This window comes from Microbacterium sp. C23T, from assembly GCF_053345975.1.
Genome location: NZ_JBKFBD010000004.1, coordinates 1 through 20,225, shown reverse-complemented (window position 1 = coordinate 20,225; position 20,225 = coordinate 1). Strand labels below are relative to the sequence as shown.

Sequence of the window (20,225 nt, the reverse complement as noted above, 5' to 3'; positions counted from 1 at the left end):
GGATCATGCGTCGGCTCTGGATCGGGTTCGTGCCGTACATCGCGGTGTCGATCGTGCATGTTTCGGCGCTCGCGGTCGGCTCCGACGCCGTCGCCGCGCCCACCAAGCTGGCCCTGATGCCGCTTCTCGGGCTCGCGGTCGTGTGGGGTGCGTGGGGCTCCCGCTGGACGCCCACCCACACCCTGCTGGTCGTCGCGATCGTGCTCTCGTGGCTCGGCGACGGCGCCGGCACCTTCGTCCCGTGGCTGCCGACCGTGCCGATGATGCTGCTCTTCTTCGGCCTCGCGCACCTCTGCTACATCTGGCTGTTCTGGCAGCGGCTCGCCGTGCGCCGCGTCCCTCTCTGGGCAGCTGTGTACGCCGTGTGGTGGGTGGTGCTCCTCGCCGTGCTGTGGCCGCACCTCGGCGGACTCGCCATCGCCGTGGCGATCTACGGACTGGTGCTCGGCGGCACGGCGTTCGCGGCGTCGCGCTGCCATCCGCTCATCGTGTGGGGTGGGGTGTTCTTCCTCACGTCGGACTCGGTGCTGGCGTTCCGCCTCTTCACGCCCGACGCCATGCCCGACTGGACGAGCCCGCTCGTCATGTTCACCTACTGCCTCGGCCAGGGGCTCATCGCAGCGGGCGTCCTGGTGAGCGTGCGGGCGCGGCAGACGGCGCCGACACCGGCGGTGATCCCCTGATGGATGCTGCGACCCCGGGCACATCCGTGCGCGTCGACGCCTGGCTCTGGGCCGTGCGGATCTACAAGACCCGCTCGGCCGCGACGACGGCCTGCCGCGCCGGGCACGTGCGCGTGGGCGGAGAACGGGCGAAGGCGGCGCAGGCCGTGAAGCCCGGGGACGAGGTGCGGGTGCGGATCGACGGGTTCGATCGCATGCTCGTCGTGCGTCAGCCGATCTCCAAGCGCGTCGGCGCTCCCCTGGTCGCGGCAGCGATGGAAGATCGCACTCCCCCGCGCGACCCCACGCCGCTCATGGCGCAGCGCGACCGAGGCGCGGGCCGCCCCACCAAGCGCGAGCGCCGCGAGATCGACCGCCTGCGCGGCCGCGATGACGACTGGACGCCCGGGGACTAGAGCGTCGGTCTCAGCCCTCGAACAGGTCGAGCAGCCAGCGCGCGCCGCGGACGGCGGCTCCGGCATCCGTCACCCGCTCGGAAAGCCCCCGGTCGCTCGTGACCACCGTCACCGCACGTCCTGCCGCGAGCTCCCGTTGCGCGGCAGCGACGACGGCGTCGTCACCGGATGCCTCGGCCCGCACCACCTCGACACCCGTGGCACCGTCCACCCCGCGCGCCTGCCCCTCGACGACCGCGGTCCACTCGGGGTACCAGGTCTGCTCGGGCAGCTCCAGCGCGGATGCCGGCACACCGTGCGCGGCGAGGCCGGCGATCCGCGCGATCAGGCGGGACGCCGCACCCGGGCGGTCGCGCCACCAGCCGTCGGGCACCGAGCCCATCACGTTCGCGATGTCGACGATGACCGCCGGCCGCACGCTGAGTAGGCCGCGCAGCTTCTCCCACGAGGCCGCGAAGCCGGGGTGCAGCGGGTAGCGCGTGACCTCGTCGACGGGCACCCAGGCGAGCTCGCGGCTCTCGGGGTCGCTGATGGTGGGCTCGAACGGCACCACCACGTCGCCGACGACGGTGGTGTAGCTCCAGTAGCCGAGATCGAAGACACTGAGCACTCGAGGCTGCACCGCGGCATCCGGCACGCCGGCCTCTTCGGCGGCTTCGCGCAGCGCGCCGTCGCAGGCCGACTCGCCCTCGTGGCGCGCGCCGCCGGGCAGTGCCCAGGTGTCGCCGAAGTGGCTCCACGAGACCCGGTGCTGCAGCAGGACGCCCCGCTCCGCGTCGACCGCGAGGAGACCTGCGGCCCCGAACCGGCCCCAGTACCGCTCCCCTGTCGGCGCCACGACCCACGCGTCGCCCGGGTCGCGGGGTCCGTGCGGACGCCGCAGCTCACCGGGGGCGGGAGGCTCGATCGTCACCCTGCCAGCCTGTCACACCCCACACCGCGCGCGGCCGGCGTGACCTCGCGTGACCACCGTGCGCAAGTCCGCCAGAATGGCCGGATGCCCGACGATCTCTACGACCTCGACGACGACCCGACCCGCATCCAGCGAGACGCCGTGTGGGCGTGGCTTTCGACCGAGGCGTACTGGGGAGGCTGGCGCACGCGCGAGCAGGTCGAGACGCAGCTCGACAACGCCTGGCGGGTGGTCGCCGCCTACCACCGCCCGACCGGCCAGCTGGTGGGCTTCGCGCGCGCCGTCTCGGACGGAGTCGGTTTCGCGTACCTCGCCGATGTCTTCGTCGTCGACGCGCACCGCGGGCACGGACTCGGCAAGCGCCTGATCCGCCTCATGATCGACGACGGCCCCGGCGCCGACATGCGCTGGACGCTGTTCACCGGCGACGCACACGGTCTCTACCGGCAGTTCGGCTTCGCCGAGCCCGACGCGACCGCGATGGTGCGCCCGGCACTCTACCGTCACGACGAGCACGCATGAGGAATGACGGATGCCTCGGCCCGAGGCATCCGTCATTCCCACAACTCCGCGTCAGCGCTGGCGACGCTCGCGCACGCGCATGTTGATCACGATCGGCGAGCCCTCGAAGCCGTACAGCTCGCGCAGGCGTCGCTGGATGAAGCGGCGGTAGCCCGGGTCGAGGAAGCCGGTCGTGAACAGCACGAAGGTCGGCGGGCGAGTCGAAGCCTGCGTGCCGAACAGGATGCGCGGCTGCTTTCCACCGCGCAGCGGGTGCGGGTGCTCGGCGATGAGCTCGGTGAGGAACGCGTTGAACTTGCCCGTGGGGATGCGCTGATCCCACGACTCGAGGGCCGTCTCGAGCGCCGGCACGAGCTTGTCGAGGTGACGGCCGGTGCGGGCCGAGATGTTGACGCGCGGCGCCCACTGGACGTGGGCGAGGTCCTGCTCGATCTCGCGCTCGAGGTAGCGGCGGCGATCCTGGCCGTCCATGTCGTCGTCGTTGAGGCGGTCCCACTTGTTGTAAGCGATGACGAGCGCACGACCGGACTCGAGGACGAGGTCGATGATGTTGAGGTCCTGCACGCTGATCGGCTGGGTCACGTCGATCACGACGATCGCGACCTCGGCCTTCTCGAGCGCCGCCGACGTGCGCAGCGAGGCGTAGAAATCGGCGCCCTGCTGCAAGTGGACCCGACGGCGGATGCCGGCGGTGTCGACGAAGCGCCACAGCTTGCCGCCGAGCTCGACGACCTCGTCGACGGGGTCGCGCGTGGTGCCGGCGAGCTCGTTGACGACGACGCGCTCCTCGCCCGCGGCCTTGTTGAGCAGCGACGACTTGCCGACGTTCGGGCGGCCGAGGATCGCGACGCGGCGCGGGCCGCCGATCTCGGCCTTGGCCACGGCCGACACGTCGGGCATCACCTTCACGACCTCGTCGAGGAGGTCGGCGACGCCACGGCCGTGGATGGCCGAGACGGGCCAGGGCTGGTCGAGGCCGAGGTTCCAGAGCGCCGCGGCCTCCGGCTCCTGGCGGGCGTCGTCGATCTTGTTGGCGACCAGGAAGACGGGCTTGTTGGCCTTGCGCAGCAGGCGCACGACGTGCTCATCGGTCGCGGTGGCGCCGACCATCGCGTCGACGACGAACAGCACGACGTCCGACAGGTCGATCGCGACCTCGGCCTGCGCGGCGACCGAGCGGTCGATGCCACGGGCGTCCGGCTCCCACCCGCCGGTGTCGACGAGCGTGAAGCGGCGGTCCATCCACTCGGCCTTGTACGTGACGCGGTCGCGCGTGACACCGGGGGTGTCCTCCACGACGGCCTCGCGACGGCCGAGGATGCGGTTCACCAGCGCGGACTTGCCGACGTTGGGGCGACCCACGATTGCGACGACCGGGAGCGCCGGCAGGAACTCGATGCCGTCCTCGCCGCGGACGATGCCCGCGAGCAGCGCCGCGTCCTCGTCGTCGAGGTCGTAGTCGTCGAGGCCGACGCGCAGGGCGACCGCCCGCTGCTCGGCGAGTTCGTCGTCGAGGTCCGCGAGGTTCTCGGCGAGGTTGTCGTCGCCGGCCTCGAACTCGTCGAAGTCGGGGTTGTCATCAGCGGCCATCTCAGGCTCCTGTCTGCTGGGGGTCGACCGCCGGCGCGCTCAGCGCGGCCTGGATCACGCCGAGCACGGCGTCCACGGTCTGGTCGAAATCGAGGGGGGTCGAGTCGACGACCTCGACGCCGGGTGCGGCGGTGAGGAAGTCGACGACGGCCGAGTCGGAGGCGTCGCGCTGGTGGAGTGCGGCGGCGACGGTCGCGGCATCCTGCGTCGTCACCTCGGCGCTGCGGCGCGCGGCGCGGATCTCCGGCGCGGCCGTGAGGAGGATGCGCACGGGGGCGTCGGGGGCGACGACCGTCGTGATATCGCGCCCTTCGACGACGACGCCCGGGCGCCCGGAGCGGGCCACGAGCGCGCGGAACAGCCCGTTCACCGACTGCCGCACCGCGGGCACGCGCGCGACGCCGCTGACGGCGTCCGACACGCGGGGCTCGCGGATCGCGTCGGTCACGTCGCTCGTCCCGACCCGTACCCAGTACGCGTCGGGATCGAGCGAGATCGCGTAGTCGAAGTCTCCCGAGACGTCCAGGACGGATGCTGCGTCCGACGTGTCGATGCCGCGCTCGAGGGCGTGCCACGCCAGGGCGCGGTAGGCCGCTCCGGTGTCGAGGTAGCCGTAGCCGAGACGGCGGGCGACCTGCTTCGAGACGCTCGACTTGCCGCTTCCGGCGGGGCCGTCGATCGCGACGACGACGGGATCGGGGCCCGGCTTTGTGATCGCGGGGTCAGTCATTGGTGGTGCTCGCTATCTTCCAGCCGCGCGATTCGAGACCGTCGATCGCCCGGCGCACGGCGCTGGGGACGACACTGATCTCGGCGAGGCCGAACTGGGCGCCGGGCGAATGCTCCAGGCGCAGGTCTTCCACGTTCACGTCGAGGTCGCCGAGCTCGCCGAAAAGGCGTCCGAGCTGGCCGGGGGTGTCGTCGACCATCACGACGACCTGCTCGAAGCGGCGGTTCTGGCCGTGCTTGCCGGGCAGACGCTCGACACCGTCGTTGCCGCGACGGATCGTTTCCGCGACAGCACGGCGGGCACCCGGAGCGTCGGGCTCGCGCAGGGCGTCGGCCACGGCGGTGAGGTCGGCCGCGATCAGGTCGAGCACGTCGACGACGGGCGCCGCGTTCGCGCCGAGGATCTGCACCCAGAGCTCGGGAGCGGATGCCGCGATCCGGGTCGTGTCGCGCACGCCCTGACCCGCGAGCCGCAGCGAGCCGTCGGGCGCATCGACGAAGCGCCCGGCGAGCAGGCTGGCGACCAGCTGGGGCACGTGCGAGACGAGCGCGACGCCGCGGTCGTGGTCTTCCGGCGTCATCTCGATCGGCGTCGCACCGAGGTCGAGAGCGAGGCCCTCGACGAGGGCGAGATCCGCCGACGGGGTCTCCTCGTCGCGGCACACCACCCACGGGCGCCCGACGAAGATGTCGGCGCGGGCGGAGATCGCTCCGCCGCGCTCGCGTCCGGCCAGCGGGTGCGAGCCGATGTAGTGCGTGAGGTCCACGCCGCGCTCGCGCAGGGTGCGCAGCGGCTCGAGTTTGACGCTCGCGACGTCCGTCACCACCGCCCGCGGGTGGCGTTCGAGCTCGCGCTGGATCACGTCGGCCGTGACATCGGGCGGCACCGCCACGACGACGAGCGACGGAGCGTCGTCATCGGCCGCACGGCGGCCGGCGCCGTAGTCGATCGCGAGGCGCAGCTGCGAGGGGGACGTGTCGTCCAGCGCGACGTCGATCCCGCGCGCGCTGAGCGCGTGGCCGATGCTCGCGCCGAGGAGGCCGGCACCGACGATGCGCACCGTGCCCTGCACGCGTGGAGCAAGGGAGGTCGCTGTCACTTATTCCTCCTGTTGACCTGCGGCTTGGCGCGAAAGAGTCAGCAGAGCGCCCCGCTCCACTTTAGTCAACTCCCGGGCGCGCCCGGCTGGCAGCGTTCCCAGGTGGAGCGGCCCGAACTGCCGGCGCACGAGTTCGACGACCGGATGCCCCACCTCGGCCATCATGCGGCGCACGATGCGGTTGCGCCCCGAGTGGAGCGTGAGCTCCACGAGCGATCCGCCGCCCTCGGCCGAGGACGACAGCAGCCGCGCCTTGTCGGCGGAGATCGGGCCGTCCTCCAGGTCGACGCCGCGAAGGAGCTGCTGGATGGTCTGCGGCGTCACGCGGCCGTCGACCTTGGCGATGTAGACCTTGGTGACGCCGAACGACGGGTGCGCGAGCACGTGCGCGAGCTCGCCGTCGTTCGTGAGCACGAGCAGGCCGCTGGTCTCAGCATCCAATCGCCCCACGTTGTACAGGCGCTCGTCCCAGTCCTTCGTGAAGCGGCGGAGGTCCGGGCGGCCACGGTCGTCCTTCATCGAGCTCACCACGCCCGTGGGCTTGTTGAGCATGACGTACCGCTTGGACTGGTCGAACTGGACGGCCGTGCCGTCGACGTCGACGAGGTCGTTCTCGGGGTCGACGCGCGAGCCGAGCTCGGTGACCACCGCGCCGTTCACACGCACGCGCCCCTCGACGATGAGCTGCTCGGCGACGCGCCGCGACGCGACCCCCGCGTTCGCGAGGGCCTTCTGCAGGCGCACCCCTTCGGTCGATTCCGCCTCGCCGGTCATCGACGCACTCCTTCGTCCAGGTTGTCGCCGACCTCGTCCGCGCCGTCCAGCAGCGGCGAGATGTGCGGCAGTTCGTCCAGTGAATTGATGCCCAGGTGCACGAGCAGCGCATCGGTGGTGCCGTAGTTGATCGCGCCGGTCTCGGCATCCGCGAAGAGCTCGGTGATGAGCCCCCGCGCGACCAGCGTGCGGACGACCGAGTCGACGTTGACGGCACGGATGGACGCGACCTGGCTGCGGGTCACCGGCTGCTTGTAGGCGATGACCGCGAGGGTCTCGAGCGCCGCCTGCGAGAGGCGCGACGGCGCCTGCCCGCCGACGTACTCGCTGACGAGGTCGTCGAGCTCCTCGCGCACATAGAGCCGCCAGCCGCCGCCGACCTCGCGGAGCTCGAATCCGCGCACCGGGCCGCCGGACTTGCCGTCGTAGTCGTCGACGAGGGTCTCGATCGCCTGGCGCACCGCGGGCACCGGTGCGCCGACGGCGGCCGCGAGGCTCACGAGGCTCTGCGGCTCCTCGACGATCAGCAGGATCGCCTCCAGCCGCCGCGCCACATCGGTCACCGTCACGACGGGCGGGCCGTCGGTCGAAGCATCATCGGTCATAGTCGGCTCCCAAAGTGGCGAGGTTCTCGTCGCTCCAGCGCTGAGCGCTCCAGCGGAGGGTCAGCTCGCCGAGCGGCTCGAGCTGTTCGAAGGACAGGGCGGCATGGCGGTACAGCTCCAGTACCGAGAGGAACCGGGCGACCACCACACCCGGCTGACCGACGCCCGCGATGAGCTCGCGGAAGGTCAGCGATCCGGCGTCGCGCAGCAGGGTGACGACGATCGCAGCCTGCTCGCGGATGCTCACCAGCGGTGCGTGAAGGTGGTCGAACCCGATGCGCGGGATCTCCTTCGGCGTCATCGCCAGCAGCGCGAGCGCGGCGAAGTCGTCGGCGCTGAGCGACCACACGAGCTCCGGAACGGCGTTGCGGTACTTCTCGTCGAGGCGCACGGAGCGCGTGTGACGCACCGCCTCACGGCGCAGGCACCGCTCGAACCAGGACGACACCTCCTTGAACGCGCGGTACTGCAGCAGTCGCGCGAACAGCAGATCCCGCGCCTCGAGCAGCGCGACCGACTCGGCGTCGACGAGCTCGCCCTGCGGCAGCAGCCCCGCGACCTTCATGTCGAGCAGGGTCGCGGCGACGACGAGGAACTCGGATGCCTCGTCCAGCTCTTCGCCCGGACCCAGCTCGCGGAGGTACGCGATGAACTCGTTGGTCACGAGCGACAGCGACACCTCGGTGATGTCGAGCTCGTGCTTCGAGATCAGGGTGAGGAGGAGGTCGAACGGTCCGTCGAAGTTGGTGAGCGCGACCCGGAACCCCTCCCCGGTCGCGGGGCCTTCCCCGGTCGCTGAGCCTGTCGAAGCGTCAGGCGACGGCGCCACGGGCGACCAGCTCCCGCGCCAGCCGCAGGTAGGCCTGCGCGGCGGCGTGCTCCGGCGCGAACTCGGTGATCGGCATGCCCGAGACGGAGGCATCCGGGAACTTGACGGTGCGGCCGATCACGGTCTCGAGGACGTCGTCGCCGAAGGCGTCGACCACGCGCTCGAGCACCTCGCGCGAGTGGAGCGTGCGCGCGTCGTACATCGTGGCGAGAACGCCGTCGAGCGTGATGGTGGGGTTGAGGCGGTCGCGCACCTTGTCGATCGTCTCGATGAGCATCGCGACGCCGCGCAGGGCGAAGAACTCGCATTCGAGCGGGATGACGACGCCGTGGCTCGCGGTGAGGGCGTTGACCGTCAGGAGGCCGAGCGACGGCTGGCAGTCGATGAGGATCACGTCGTAGTCGCCCGTGAGCTTGCGCAGCGCCCGCGACAGGGTCTGCTCGCGCGCGACCTCGTTGACGAGGTGCACCTCGGCCGCCGAGAGGTCGATGTTCGCCGGGATGACGTCGAGGTTGTCGACGCGCGTGTGCACGATGACCTCGTGCGGGTCGCGCTTGCCGTCGAGCAGCAGGTCGTAGATCGTCGGGATCTCGTGGGTCTGGATGCCGAGACCCGCCGACAGCGCGCCCTGCGGGTCGAAGTCGACCGCGAGCACCTTGCGGCCGTAGCCGGCCAGGGCGGCGGCGAGGTTGATGGTGGTCGTCGTCTTGCCGACGCCGCCCTTCTGGTTGCACAGCGCGATGATGCGGGCGGGGCCGTGGCCGTCGAGCTTGGGCGGGGTGGGGAAGCCCTGATAGGGACGACCGGTGGGTCCGATCGGAGTGTCCCCCGTGGCGGCCCTCGTCGCCGCCTGTGCCTTGCCCGCCACCAATGCTCCCGCCTATGTGCTTCGTGTCCACCGATTCTAGTCACGCCGCGCCCCGGAACGCCTGCGGCGCGGCGGGCTGGGCCGCGCAACGGCGCGGCTCGGACCGCCGTCAGAGCGAGCCGAGCACGTCGAGACGCACTTGCGCGGCGATCGCGATCAGCGCGTAGTCCAGCACGGTGATCAGCGGAGCCCAGGTCAGGAGCGCGGCGCCGAGCCGAGGCATCCGGCCCCATACGCCGTCGCGGAAGGTCCACCCCAGCGTGAACCAGAACAGCGGGATCGTCACGACCCACACCACCATGCACCACGGGCAGAGTGAGCCGTACTCGAAGACGCTGCGCCACGCGAGGACGTGGACGAAGGCCACCGCGCCCAACAGGAACAGCGAATAGACGCGCCAGTACCACCGGCGCAGCCCGCCCGGAGCGGCCAGGGCGCTCACGCCGGCGTAGATGGGGCCGAGGAACAGCACGATCCCGATGATCGAGTTGCTGAAGCCGAGCAGGTTGCCGCCGGGCGACAGCAGGTTGGGTCCGCACGTGACGATCGGACTGACCTGGCACGAGATGAGCGGCGCTGTTCCCGCGAGCTGGCCGATGTACTCGAGGTAGAGCAGGAACGAGACCACCCAGCCGGCGAGCCCCGCGACGATCCAGAACACCGCCAGCGCGGTCGGCGGGCAGGCTGTCGGGCCAAGGGTCCCCACGCCCCCTCCACGCGTCGCTGGCGCGCCGCGCGGAGCCTCCGGGCGCGTGGGCCCAGCTGCGGCCTCAGGTACTCCGGATGCCGCGCGCGCGGCGACGTCGGTCATGCGGCCATTATCCGCTCCGGGACATCAGGACCGCACGGCGTTCGGCCGTGCAAAATCGCTGTTCAGGTGTGGATTCGTCGGAACCGGCTCGGTGGCGTCACCGCGCGCGCGGATGCGATGTGGCGTACACGTCGCGCAGCGCATCGACCGACACGTAGGTGTAGATCTGGGTCGTCGCGACGGAGGCGTGGCCCAGCAGCTCCTGGACGACGCGGACGTCAGCGCCGCCCTGCAGGAGGTGGGTCGCGAACGAGTGCCGCAGGGTGTGGGGCGAGACGTGCGCGGTGAGGTGGGCGCGCTCGGCCGCCGACTGGATGATCAGCCACGCGCTCTGCCGCGACAACGGCGCTCCGCGCGCGCCGAGGAAGAGCTTCGGCGTCGATCGGCCACGGTGCGAGAGCTCGGGCCGCGCGCGGGTCAGGTAGGCGTCGACGGCCGCGCGCGCGTACGAACCCACCGGGACGATGCGCTCCTTGGATCCCTTGCCCCGTACGCGGAGCACGTCGCCGTGCGCGGCATCGTCGACGTCGAGCTGCACGATCTCCGACACCCGCGCACCGGTGGCGTACAGCAGCTCGAGCAGCGCGCGGTCGCGCATGCCGAGCAGATCGCCCGCCGCCGCTCCCCCGTTGCCGGACGCGTCGGCCTCGGTCGCCGGCGCGGGCCCCGAGGCATCCAACAGGCTCTCCACCTGCTCGATCGTGAGCGCCTTGGGCAGCCGCCGCGGCTGCTTCGGCGGGCGCAGGTTCGACGACGGGTCGGCCGGCTCGATGCCCTCGCGGGCGAGGAAGCGGTGGAGCCCCCGTACCGAGGACTGCAGCCGGGCCAGCGACGATGCGGCCATCGGCGGCTGGGCGGCGGCGCGGTCGGCGATGAAGCTGGCCAGAGTCACCGAGGTGACCGCAGCGGTGTCGTCGATGTGCTGTTCGCGCAGCCAGTCTGCGTAGCCGGCGAGGTCGCGCCGGTACGCCGCGACGGTGTTCTCCGACAGGCCGCGCTCGATCGCGACGTGGCGCAGGTACGAGTCCATCGCTCGAGCGATCTGCATGTCAGGCGCCTCCTGTCACGAGGGTCTCACGTCCGGCCGGTCGGCCGGCGAACTCCGGAGGGTTATCAGGCTCCCTCGGCGTCGGCCTGGCGGAGATGTTCGGCCGCAGCGAGCAGGCCCACCGCGAGGATGCCGTTGCGCAGCCGCCCCGCGAGGATCCCCGCGACGGCGTCGGCGAGCGGCAGCCACTCGAGCCGGATGTCGGCCTCCTCGTCCTCCCGCGCATGCACCTCGCTCGCGGGGGTGAGCCCGCGCGCGAGGAACAGGTGGACGATCTCGTCGTTCCCGCCGGGCGTGGTGAAGATGCTCACCAGCGGCTCCCACGACGAGGCGACGAGGTCGACCTCCTCGGCGAGCTCGCGTCGGGCGGTCTCGAGCGGCGTCTCGCCGGCCATGTCGAGCAGGCCGGCCGGGATCTCCCAATCGCGGTGGCGAATCGGGTGCCGGTACTGCTGGATCAGCAGTACCCGCCCCTCGTCGTCCACCGCCACGACCGCGGCCGCACCGGGATGATCGACGTACTGGCGCACGATCTGCCCGTCGCCGTACGCGACGGTGTCGCTGCGCACGTCCCAGACCCGGCCCTCGTAGACCAGGTCGCTGTCGAGGATGGTGGCGTCGACGGGCTCGTCGGCGAGGAGCTCCTCCGCCACGTCAGTCGTTCTCGACCTCGAACAGCTCGCTCGAGCGGTGCCGCTCGAGCGCCGCGCCGACGAGACCGCGGAACAGCGGGTTGGCGTCCGTCGGACGCGAGCGCAGCTCGGGGTGCGCCTGCGTCGCGATGTAGTACGGGTGCACATCGCGCGGCAGCTCGACGTACTCGACGAGGTTCAGGTCGGGGTTGATGCCCGAGAAGATGAGACCGGCCTCGGCGATCTGGTCGCGGTAGCGGTTGTTCACCTCGTAGCGGTGGCGGTGGCGCTCCGACGCGCGCTCCGCACCGTACACCTCGGCTGCGATCGAACCCTCCGCGAGGTCGGCCGGGTACAGGCCGAGACGCATCGTGCCGCCCAGGTCGCCGTGGTCGAGGATGTCGACCTGCTCCTCCATCGTGGCGATGACGGGATGCTGCGTGTCGGGGTCGAACTCGCTCGACGAGGCATCCTCGATGCCGGCGACATGACGGGCGTACTCGATGACGATGCACTGCAGACCGAGGCAGATGCCCAGCGTCGGGATGCCCTGCTCGCGCGCGAACTTGAGCGCCCCGATCTTGCCCTCGATGCCGCGGATGCCGAAGCCGCCGGGGATCACGATGCCGTCGAGCGGACCGAGCGCCTTGGCGGCGCCCTCGGGCGTCTCGCACTCGTCCGAGGGGATCCAGCGGATGTTGACGTGCGTCTCCTGCGCGAAACCGCCCGCCTTGAGCGCCTCGGTGACCGAGAGGTAGGCGTCGGGCAGGTCGATGTACTTGCCGACCAGGCCGATGGTGACCTCGTGCTTGGGGTTGTGCACGGCGTTCAGCACGCGCTGCCAGCGCGACCAGTCGACGTCGGCGGCCTTCGACAGGCCCAGCGCACGGACGATGTACTCGTCGAGGCCCTGCTCGTTGAGCATCGACGGGATGTCGTAGATGCTCGGCACGTCGATCGCGTTCACGACCGCGCCCTCGTCGACGTCGCACATGAGCGCGATCTTGCGCTTGTTCGCCTCGGTGACGGGGCGGTCGCTGCGCAGCACCAGCGCATCGGGCTGGATGCCGATCGAGCGAAGCGTCGCGACGGAGTGCTGCGTCGGCTTCGTCTTCTGCTCCCCCGACGCGCCCATGAAGGGCACGAGCGAGACGTGCACGAAGAAGACGTTGTTGCGGCCGAGCTCGTGGCGGATCTGACGCGCCGACTCGATGAACGGCTGCGACTCGATGTCGCCGACCGTGCCACCGATCTCGGTGATGATCACGTCGGGCTTGGGCGTCTCGTCGGCCTGCAGGCGCATGCGGCGCTTGATCTCGTCGGTGATGTGCGGGATCACCTGCACGGTGTCGCCGAGGTACTCGCCGCGGCGCTCCTTCGCGATGACCTGGGAGTAGATCTGGCCGGTGGTCACGTTGGCCGCCTGGCTCAGCTCGATGTCGAGGAAGCGCTCGTAGTGCCCGATGTCGAGGTCGGTCTCGGCGCCGTCGTCGGTCACGAAGACCTCGCCGTGCTGGAACGGGTTCATCGTGCCCGGGTCGACATTCAGATACGGGTCGAGCTTCTGCATCACGACACGCAGTCCGCGGGCCGTCAGGAGATTTCCGAGGCTGGCCGCGGTGAGACCCTTGCCCAACGAGGAAACGACACCACCGGTCACGAAGATGTGCTTGGTGGTGTCGTTCGAAGTGTCGCCGCGGAAAGAATCAGAAGTCTGCATCACGGGCTTTTATCCTATCAGGCAGTGTTTCGATGAGCTTCGCAGAAGCTGAGGACACGCGGGCGCGGGCACGCGCTCAGTCCACTTCGGTGCGAAGGCTGAGCAACTCGCGTGCGTGGGTGAGGGCGGCGTCCGAGTCGGGCATGCCCGACAGCAGACGCGCCATCTCGGCCTCGCGGTCAGCGCCGTCCAGGCGGCGGACATCGGACGCCGTGACCGAGCCGTCATTCGCCTTGACGACCGTCAGATGGTTGGCCGCGAAGGCCGCCACCTGCGCGAGGTGCGTCACCGCGATCACCTGCGACGACTCCGACAGGCGCGCGAGGCGCCGACCGACCTCGATCGCGGCGGCGCCGCCGATGCCGGCATCGACCTCGTCGAACACGAATGTCGGGACGGGGTCGACGGCGGCGATGACGACCTCGATCGCGAGCATGACGCGGCTGAGTTCACCGCCGCTCGCGCCGCGCGAGACGGCGCGCGGCTCGGCGCCGGGGTGCGGCGCGAGCAGGATGGCGACGTCGTCGCGCCCCGACGCGGACTCGGTGCCCGCCGTGACGGCGACCTCCAGGCGCGCGTCCGGCATCGCGAGCGCGCGCAGCTCTGTGCTCACGGCGGCACCCAGCCGCGCGGCTGCCTCCGTCCGCGCCGCGGTGAGCACGGCAGCGGCCTCGTCGAGGACGGATGCCGCGGCATCCCGCTCCGCCGTCAGCCGGTCGATGCGATCGGAGTCGTCGTCGAGCTCGGCGAGGCGAGAGGAGCCGGTGTCGAGCAGCTCGATGGCGGCGTCGAGGGTGCCGTGCGCGCGGACCAGGGCGGCGAGCACCGCACGGCGCTCCTCCACGGCGGCGAGCTCGTGCGGGCCGGACTCGTCGAGATCCGCGAGGTAGCCCGCGAGGGCGGCGGCGATGTCGGCGACCCGGTAGCCGACGTCGGCGAGCTGCCCGCCGAGCTCGGCCAGCACCGGGTCGTGCACGCGCTCGAGGGCGCGACGCGCCTCGGCGAGCAGCGCCCCGGCATCGGGTTCGTCGCCCTCGCCGGAGAGCCCGTCATGCGCGGTCGCGGCGGCGACCCGCAGCTCCTCGGCGTTCGCCAGGCGCTCGGCGCGCGTCGCCAGCTCGGCGTCCTCGCCGGATTCGGGCGCCGCCTGCTCGATCTCGGCGAGCTGGTTCCGCAGGTCTTCGGCCTCGCGCGCCCGCGCGTCGCGGTCATCGGTGAGCTCCGACAGCTCGCGGTCGATCGCACGCCAGTGCTCGAAGGCACGGCGGTACGCGTCGCGTGCGGAGTGGACGGCCTCGCCGCCGAATCGGTCCAGCGCATCACGCTGTGCGGCGGCGGATCGCAGGCGCAGCTGATCGGACTGCCCGTGCACGACGACGAGCTCGTCGGCGAGGTCGGCGAGCACTCCGGCCGGTGCGGCGCGGCCGCCGACGGACGCCCGCCCGCGGCCCTCGCTCGAGATCGACCGCCCGATGTACAGCTCGGCACGGCCCCCGCCGATGGGCTCGACATCGCCACCGGCCTCGCGCACACGCGCGGCGACCGGTCCGTCCTCGGGGACGATCCACACGCCGTCCACCGTGGCCTGGGCGGCGCCCGCGCGCACGGCGCCGGAGTCGGCGCGCTGGCCGAGCAGCAGCCCGAGTCCCGTCACGACCATCGTCTTGCCGGCACCCGTCTCACCCGTGATCGCCGTGAAGCCCGCACCGATCGGCAGCGTCGCCTCGGCGATCACGCCGAGGTCGCGCAGACGCATCTCTTCGATCACGGGGCGACCTCGCTGCCGACCACGTCGATCTCGACGTCGGCGGCGGTCGCGGCATCCTTCGCCGGCTTCTGGGTCGGCATGACCCCCGTGATCGCGGCCGGACCGCGCCAGCCCTCGACGGGGAGGCGGAACTTGCGCACGAGTCGGTCGGTGAACTGGGCGGGGTGCAGGCGGGCGAGACGCACCGGGCGATCGGACCGCCGCACCACGACGCGCGCGCCCGGGGGCAGGTCGTGCGACCGGCGCCCGTCGCACCACAGGATGCCGGTGCCGTTGGTGCGCTCGAGCACCTCGATGGCCACGGAGTGCTCGGGGCCGACCACGAGGGGCTTCGCGAAGAGAGCGTGGGCCGACAGCGGCACCACGGCGATCGCCTCGACCGTCGGCCAGATCACCGGCCCGCCGGCCGAGAAGTTGTAGGCGGTCGACCCGGTGGGCGTCGAGACGACCATGCCGTCGCAGCCGAACGTCGACAGCGGCCGGCCGTCGATCTCGACGACGACCTCGAGCAGGCGCTCACGGCTCGCCTTCTCGACGGTCGCTTCGTTGAGCGCCCAGGTCTCGTAGATGACGGAGTCGCCGGTGTCTTTCACCCGCACCTGGAGCGCCATGCGGTCTTCGACCTCGTACTCGCGCGCGATGACGCGGCGGACGGCCTCATCCATGTCGTCCCGCTCGATCTCGGCGAGGAAGCCGACGTGGCCCATGTTGATGCCGAGGACGGGCGCACTGCCGTCGCGGACGAGTTCGGCGGCCCGCAGGATCGTTCCGTCGCCACCGAGGACGATCGCGAGCTCGATCTCGGTCACCGGCACATCGATGCCCAGCACCGCGACGTCGGCCAGCGTCGGCCCTGCCTGCACGAGGTCTTCGCCGTCGTCGAGGGCGAGGACGGGACGGGCGCCGGCGGCCCGCAGCGCGGCGACGACCCGCTCCGCGGCAGCCACGGTGTCGGCGCGGTGAGCGTGCGCCACCACGAGGATGCTGCGCTGGGCCTCGGTGTCGGCGTCGTTCATCGGCTCCCCGCCAGTCGGTTCACAGTGCTCAACCATTCTGTCGGATTGCTCCCCCGCCCCGGCGCGAGGTGTGCGATGAACTCGGAATTGCCGTGGGTCCCCGCGATCGGGGAGGAGACGAACCCGCACGTGCCGAGGCCCGCGTCCCACGCCGCCCACAGCACGCGCGCGACCGCGTCGGCGCGCAGCACGGGGTTTGTCACGAGGCCTCCCTTGACCGCCGTGCGCCCGACTTCGAACTGCGGCTTGATCAGGAGCACGAGATCGGCATCGGATGCTGCGGCCGCCCGCGCGGCGGGAAGAACATGGGTGAGCGAGATGAAGGACAGGTCGCCCGTGATCACCGAGGGCGCCTCGGAGACGCCGCTCGCCTCGGCGAGCGAGTCGGCGGTCATGTAGCGGACGTTGAACCCTTCGACCGCGACCACACCGGGATCGTCGGCGACGGATGCTGCGAGCTGCCCGTGACCGACATCCACGGCGATCACCGGCTCGGCACCGCGCTCGCGCAGCACCTGGGTGAAGCCGCCGGTGGATGCGCCCATGTCGAGCGCGACGCGGCCGCGGACATCGACCTCGAAGGCGTCGAGGCCGGCGATGAGCTTGTGCGCCGCACGGCTGACGTAGTGGTCCGAAACCGCCACCTCGATCAGGCTCTCGTCGCCGACCGGAGCCGAGGCCTTCACCACGGGCCGGCCGTCGACCGTCACGAGCCCTTCGGCGATCAGCGTCGCGGCGTGGGTGCGGGAGCGCGCGAGACCCCGGGCGGCGAGAGCGGCGTCGAGGCGGCTCGTCATGACGGGGTGCCGGGGGTCGCCTCGAGGCGACGGGCGAGCGTGTCGTGCAGCGTGTCGTACGCCTCGGCACGCGTGGCCAGCGGCTGCGCCTCGATCACCTCGAGGGTCGACAGCAGATCGCCGTGCTCGTCCTGATGCGCGTCGGCTCCATCCATGTCCCCAGAATACGGGGGTCGCCCGACAGTCCCGGCTTTTCCGCGGCGAGGATCAGGGGCGGTGGAACGGATCCGCGTAGAGGCGCTCGGGCACGCGGAAGCCGAAGATCGCGCGTCCGGTCGACCAGATCGCCGCCGCACCCGCGCGGACGAGGTCGACCGGCGCGCCCTCGCTCAGGATCCGGATGTCGGCGCCGTCGATCGCGACACGGGCGTCCCGCACCGTGGCGACGCCGTCCTTCACCTGCACCTCGGGGTACGGCTCGTGGAGCTCGCGGAGGTCCCCCAGGATGTACGTCGGACGCGAATTCTCGGGCGCCGCCAGCACGTGCTTCGGACGATCCACGCCCGTGAGCACCAGGGCAGACGGGATACCGGCACGGTTGGCGCCGAGGATGTCGGTATCGAGCCGGTCACCCAGGAACAACGGATGCTGCGCCTCGAACCGCGCGACGGCCTCCTCGAAGATCGGCACCTCGGGCTTGCCGGCGACGGTCGCGAGCCGGCCGACGGCGGTGTGCACGGCGCTGACCAGCGTGCCGTTGCCGGGCGCGATGCCGCGGGACTGCGGGATCGTCCAGTCGGTGTTCGTCGCCACCCACGGGATGCCGCCGTCTTCCTCGGGCGTCTTGAGCGCGAAGGCCGCCTCAGCCAGCTGGGTCCAGCCCACCTCGGGCGCGAATCCCTGCACGACGGCCGACGGCGCGTCGTCGGCGCTGCGGGTCACGACGAACCCGGCCTTCTCGACCTCGACGACGAGGCCATCGCCTCCGACGACGAGGACCGTGGACCCGGGCGCGATCTTCCCCGCGAGCAGTCGCATCGCGGCCTGCGGGCTGGTGACGACATCACGCGGCGTCGTGGCGAGCCCGAGCTCGCTCAGATGCGCCGCGACCGAGGCATCCGTGCGCGCAGCATTGTTCGTTATGTACGCGAGTGAGCGACCGTCTCGGGCACGGTTGAGGCTGTCTACCGCGTGCGGCAGGGCGCCGGCGCCGGCGTAGACGACTCCGTCGAGGTCGGCCAGCACGACGTCGACGCCGTCCAGCGGGGCGGGCGTCGCGGCCCGCCGCCCGAACAGCGCCATCAGCGGTCGGCCTCGCCGTCGCCGGGTGCGTCGTCGACCCCCGCCTCCACGAGGATCTCGGCGACCTCGTCGGCGACGGAGATCTCCTCCTGCTCCGTGGCGGCGGACTCGGGCTCATCGATCGAGTCGGACTCGGACTCGGGCTCGGGCTCGGGCTCGCCGAGATCCTCGGACGTGTCCTGCTCGGTCTCGGCCGTGTCCTCGGACTCGTCCTCAGCCGCGTCCTCGAGGTCCTCTTCGATGACCTCCTCGACGAAGACGGTCTCGAGGTCGCCCAGACCGGATGCCGCGTCGATCGCGTCTGCCGCGATCACCGCACGACGCTGCCACTGCGCGGCCTCGTCCGTGCGGCCGAGCTCCTCGAGCACCGCGGCGCGGGCGGCGAACAGCGAGGGACTCCACTCGAACGCGCGATCCGGATCGAGTTCGGGGATGTCGAGCTCCTGCAGCGCACGCTCGGGCTCGCCGAGGTCGAGACGGGCGCCCGACATCGCGATCGCCAGCTCGACGCGCACCGGCGTCTCGAGCGTGGCGCGGTCGACGGCGCGACCGACCTCGAGCGCGCGATCGGCACGTCCGACGCCCCGCTCGCTGTCGACCATCAGGGCGATCTGGTCGTCGCGACCCGAGATCCGCCGGTAGGTGCGCAGTTCGCGCAGGGCGAGCGCGAAGTCGCCGGTCGCATAGGCGGTGATGGCGAGCGTCTCGCGGACCACGGCGATGCGGCCGGCGCGACGAGATGCCGACAGTGCGTGCTGGTGCGCCAGTGCCGGGTCCTCGTCGATCAGCTGCGACGCCATCACGAGGTGACGCGCGACCTCCTCGGCGTTCTCCTTGCTGAGGGTCTTCAGCTCGTTGCGCGCAGCCGGCGGCAGGTCGCGGCCGGTGACATCCTCAGGGATGACCGGGTCGTCGTGTCGAGGGCGGACGGCACGGATCTCGCCCTCGCGGACGGCGCGGTCGGGGCGGTTCGCTCCCCCGCGCGTCGGGCGCGCCGAGCGCTCGTACGGACGGTCGCCATCGCGCTTCTCGTACGGCTTGCGGTCGCCGTCACGCTTCTCGTACGGCTTCCGGTCGCCATCGCGCTTCGCGTGAGGACGGTCGCCATCGCGCTTCGCGTGAGGACGGTCGCCATCGCGCTTCTCGTACGGCTTGCGGTCACCATCGCGCCTCGCGTAAGGACGGTCGCCATCGCGTTTCTCGTACGGCTTGCGGTCACCATCACGCTTCGCATACGGACGGTCGCCATCACGCTTCTCGTACGGCTTGCGCTCACCATCGCGCTTCGCGTACGGCTTATGATCGCCATCGCGCTTCGCGTACGGCTTATGATCGCCGTCGCGCTTGGCGTACGGCTTGTGATCGCCATCGCGCTTGGCGTACGGCTTGTGATCGCCATCGCGCTTCGCGTACGGCTTGTGGTCGCCATCGCGCTTCGCGTACGGCTTGTGGTCGCCATCGCGCTTCGCGTACGGCTTGTGGTCGCCATCGCGCTTCGCGTACGGCTTGTGGTCGCCATCGCGCTTCGCGTAGGGACGGTCGCCATCGCGCTTCGCGTACGGCTTCCGGTCACCATCACGCTTCGCGTACGGCTTGTGGTCGCCATCACGCTTCGCATAGGGACGGTCGCCATCGCGCTTCTCGTACGGCTTGCGATCACCATCGCGACTCGCATACGGCTTACGGTCGCCATCGCGCTTGGCGTAGGGCTTGCGATCTCCATCGCGGCTCGCATACGGCTTGCGGTCGGCGCCGGCCGACGAGGGCTTCCCGGTGGATCGTTCGCGCGGCGCGCGTCGATCGTCGCGCGGCTCCTGCTCTGGCATTCTTCGATCCTCCTGGATCCGTTCTACGTCGGCAATCCACCCTGTTAACGCGGAATGGCCACCCTGCGAGGGGTGGCCATTCCGTGAATGGGTGTCCGGCGGTGTCCTACTCTCCCACAGGGTCCCCCCTGCAGTACCATCGGCGCTGAGAGGCTTAGCTTCCGGGTTCGGAATGGGACCGGGCGTTTCCCTCTCGCTATGGCCGCCGTAACTCTTTCGATGAGTTCGGGTTTCACAACGTGAAAAATTGTCTTCTGTTCAGTTGCGGTTTCCGACCGTACATCGGGAACCACTCAGTGGACGCGAGCATTCTCCACCCCCACCAGGGGTGGGGGGAGTGTTATCAAGTCATCGGCT

General features: G+C 71.1%; 21 protein-coding genes and 1 rRNA gene. 3 read left to right on the top strand and 19 right to left on the bottom strand.

Going from position 1 to position 20,225, the window contains the following annotated elements:
- Nucleotides 1-5 precede the first annotated feature (5 nt).
- On the top strand, nt 6-683 hold the full coding sequence (locus ACLBXX_RS03090; protein WP_447656781.1) for a lysoplasmalogenase: 678 nt from the start codon (nt 6-8) through the stop codon (nt 681-683).
- Nucleotides 683-1,078 (top strand): RNA-binding S4 domain-containing protein, encoded by a 396-nt coding sequence (locus ACLBXX_RS03085; RefSeq protein ID WP_447656780.1) that lies wholly within the window; start codon nt 683-685, stop codon nt 1,076-1,078. The genes ACLBXX_RS03090 and ACLBXX_RS03085 overlap by 1 nt, the downstream gene beginning before the upstream one ends.
- Nucleotides 1,079-1,088: 10 nt before the next feature.
- Here the strand turns inward: ACLBXX_RS03085 and ACLBXX_RS03080 are convergent, their stop codons facing one another.
- The gene (locus tag ACLBXX_RS03080; protein WP_447656779.1) at nt 1,089-1,991 is read right to left on the bottom strand and encodes an NUDIX domain-containing protein; all 903 of its coding nucleotides are present in this window, start codon (nt 1,989-1,991) and stop codon (nt 1,089-1,091) included.
- An 84-nt stretch (nt 1,992-2,075) separates the two neighbouring features.
- Here ACLBXX_RS03080 and ACLBXX_RS03075 point away from each other — a divergent pair, with 84 nt between their 5' ends.
- Complete coding sequence (locus ACLBXX_RS03075; protein WP_447656778.1) at nt 2,076-2,513, top strand: GNAT family N-acetyltransferase; 438 nt, start codon at nt 2,076-2,078, stop codon at nt 2,511-2,513.
- 51 nt (nt 2,514-2,564) lie between these two features.
- On the opposite strand, the gene der is transcribed toward ACLBXX_RS03075, so the two are convergent.
- From der to rrf, 18 genes are all read right to left on the bottom strand, one after another.
- Nucleotides 2,565-4,103, bottom strand: a complete 1,539-nt coding sequence (der, locus tag ACLBXX_RS03070) for a ribosome biogenesis GTPase Der (protein WP_447656777.1) — start codon at nt 4,101-4,103, stop codon at nt 2,565-2,567.
- Between the two features lies 1 nt (nt 4,104).
- On the bottom strand, nt 4,105-4,833 hold the full coding sequence (gene cmk, locus ACLBXX_RS03065) for a (d)CMP kinase (protein ID WP_447656776.1): 729 nt from the start codon (nt 4,831-4,833) through the stop codon (nt 4,105-4,107).
- On the bottom strand, nt 4,826-5,932 hold the full coding sequence (locus ACLBXX_RS03060; protein WP_447656775.1) for a prephenate dehydrogenase: 1,107 nt from the start codon (nt 5,930-5,932) through the stop codon (nt 4,826-4,828). Before ACLBXX_RS03060 ends, cmk begins: the two co-directional genes overlap by 8 nt.
- On the bottom strand, nt 5,933-6,706 hold the full coding sequence (locus ACLBXX_RS03055) for a pseudouridine synthase (protein WP_447656774.1): 774 nt from the start codon (nt 6,704-6,706) through the stop codon (nt 5,933-5,935).
- Nucleotides 6,703-7,311, bottom strand: coding sequence for an SMC-Scp complex subunit ScpB (scpB, locus tag ACLBXX_RS03050; protein ID WP_447656773.1), 609 nt, complete (start codon nt 7,309-7,311; stop codon nt 6,703-6,705). The genes ACLBXX_RS03055 and scpB overlap by 4 nt, the downstream gene beginning before the upstream one ends.
- Nucleotides 7,301-8,140, bottom strand: a complete 840-nt coding sequence (locus tag ACLBXX_RS03045; protein WP_447656772.1) for a segregation and condensation protein A — start codon at nt 8,138-8,140, stop codon at nt 7,301-7,303. The genes scpB and ACLBXX_RS03045 overlap by 11 nt, the downstream gene beginning before the upstream one ends.
- On the bottom strand, nt 8,124-9,008 hold the full coding sequence (locus ACLBXX_RS03040; protein ID WP_447656771.1) for a ParA family protein: 885 nt from the start codon (nt 9,006-9,008) through the stop codon (nt 8,124-8,126). Before ACLBXX_RS03040 ends, ACLBXX_RS03045 begins: the two co-directional genes overlap by 17 nt.
- A gap of 109 nt (nt 9,009-9,117) precedes the next feature.
- Nucleotides 9,118-9,714 carry a vitamin K epoxide reductase family protein gene (locus tag ACLBXX_RS03035; RefSeq protein ID WP_447656770.1) on the bottom strand — a complete coding sequence of 199 codons (597 nt, stop codon included), beginning with the start codon at nt 9,712-9,714 and terminating at the stop codon, nt 9,118-9,120.
- A gap of 202 nt (nt 9,715-9,916) precedes the next feature.
- Nucleotides 9,917-10,867 (bottom strand): site-specific tyrosine recombinase XerD, encoded by a 951-nt coding sequence (xerD, locus tag ACLBXX_RS03030; protein WP_447656769.1) that lies wholly within the window; start codon nt 10,865-10,867, stop codon nt 9,917-9,919.
- A 65-nt stretch (nt 10,868-10,932) separates the two neighbouring features.
- Nucleotides 10,933-11,520 carry an NUDIX domain-containing protein gene (locus ACLBXX_RS03025; RefSeq protein WP_387138614.1) on the bottom strand — a complete coding sequence of 196 codons (588 nt, stop codon included), beginning with the start codon at nt 11,518-11,520 and terminating at the stop codon, nt 10,933-10,935.
- Nucleotide 11,521: 1 nt separating this feature from the next.
- Nucleotides 11,522-13,219, bottom strand: a complete 1,698-nt coding sequence (locus ACLBXX_RS03020) for a CTP synthase (RefSeq protein WP_447656903.1) — start codon at nt 13,217-13,219, stop codon at nt 11,522-11,524.
- Nucleotides 13,220-13,295: 76 nt separating this feature from the next.
- A complete protein-coding gene (recN, locus tag ACLBXX_RS03015; RefSeq protein ID WP_447656768.1) occupies nt 13,296-14,987 on the bottom strand; it encodes a DNA repair protein RecN in 1,692 nt (563 codons plus the stop codon).
- Nucleotides 14,984-16,003 carry an NAD kinase gene (locus ACLBXX_RS03010; protein ID WP_447656767.1) on the bottom strand — a complete coding sequence of 340 codons (1,020 nt, stop codon included), beginning with the start codon at nt 16,001-16,003 and terminating at the stop codon, nt 14,984-14,986. Before ACLBXX_RS03010 ends, recN begins: the two co-directional genes overlap by 4 nt.
- Complete coding sequence (locus ACLBXX_RS03005; protein WP_447656766.1) at nt 16,000-16,800, bottom strand: TlyA family RNA methyltransferase; 801 nt, start codon at nt 16,798-16,800, stop codon at nt 16,000-16,002. Before ACLBXX_RS03005 ends, ACLBXX_RS03010 begins: the two co-directional genes overlap by 4 nt.
- Nucleotides 16,797-16,955: a hypothetical protein gene (locus tag ACLBXX_RS03000; RefSeq protein ID WP_387138630.1), complete on the bottom strand. Its 159-nt coding sequence runs from the start codon at nt 16,953-16,955 to the stop codon at nt 16,797-16,799. The genes ACLBXX_RS03005 and ACLBXX_RS03000 overlap by 4 nt, the downstream gene beginning before the upstream one ends.
- 52 nt (nt 16,956-17,007) lie before the next feature.
- Complete coding sequence (locus ACLBXX_RS02995) at nt 17,008-18,042, bottom strand: HAD-IIA family hydrolase (protein ID WP_447656765.1); 1,035 nt, start codon at nt 18,040-18,042, stop codon at nt 17,008-17,010.
- The gene (locus ACLBXX_RS02990) at nt 18,042-19,868 is read right to left on the bottom strand and encodes a primosomal protein (RefSeq protein ID WP_447656764.1); all 1,827 of its coding nucleotides are present in this window, start codon (nt 19,866-19,868) and stop codon (nt 18,042-18,044) included. The genes ACLBXX_RS02995 and ACLBXX_RS02990 overlap by 1 nt, the downstream gene beginning before the upstream one ends.
- Nucleotides 19,869-19,961: 93 nt before the next feature.
- A 5S ribosomal RNA gene (gene rrf / locus ACLBXX_RS02985) occupies nt 19,962-20,078 on the bottom strand.
- Nucleotides 20,079-20,225 lie beyond the last annotated feature (147 nt).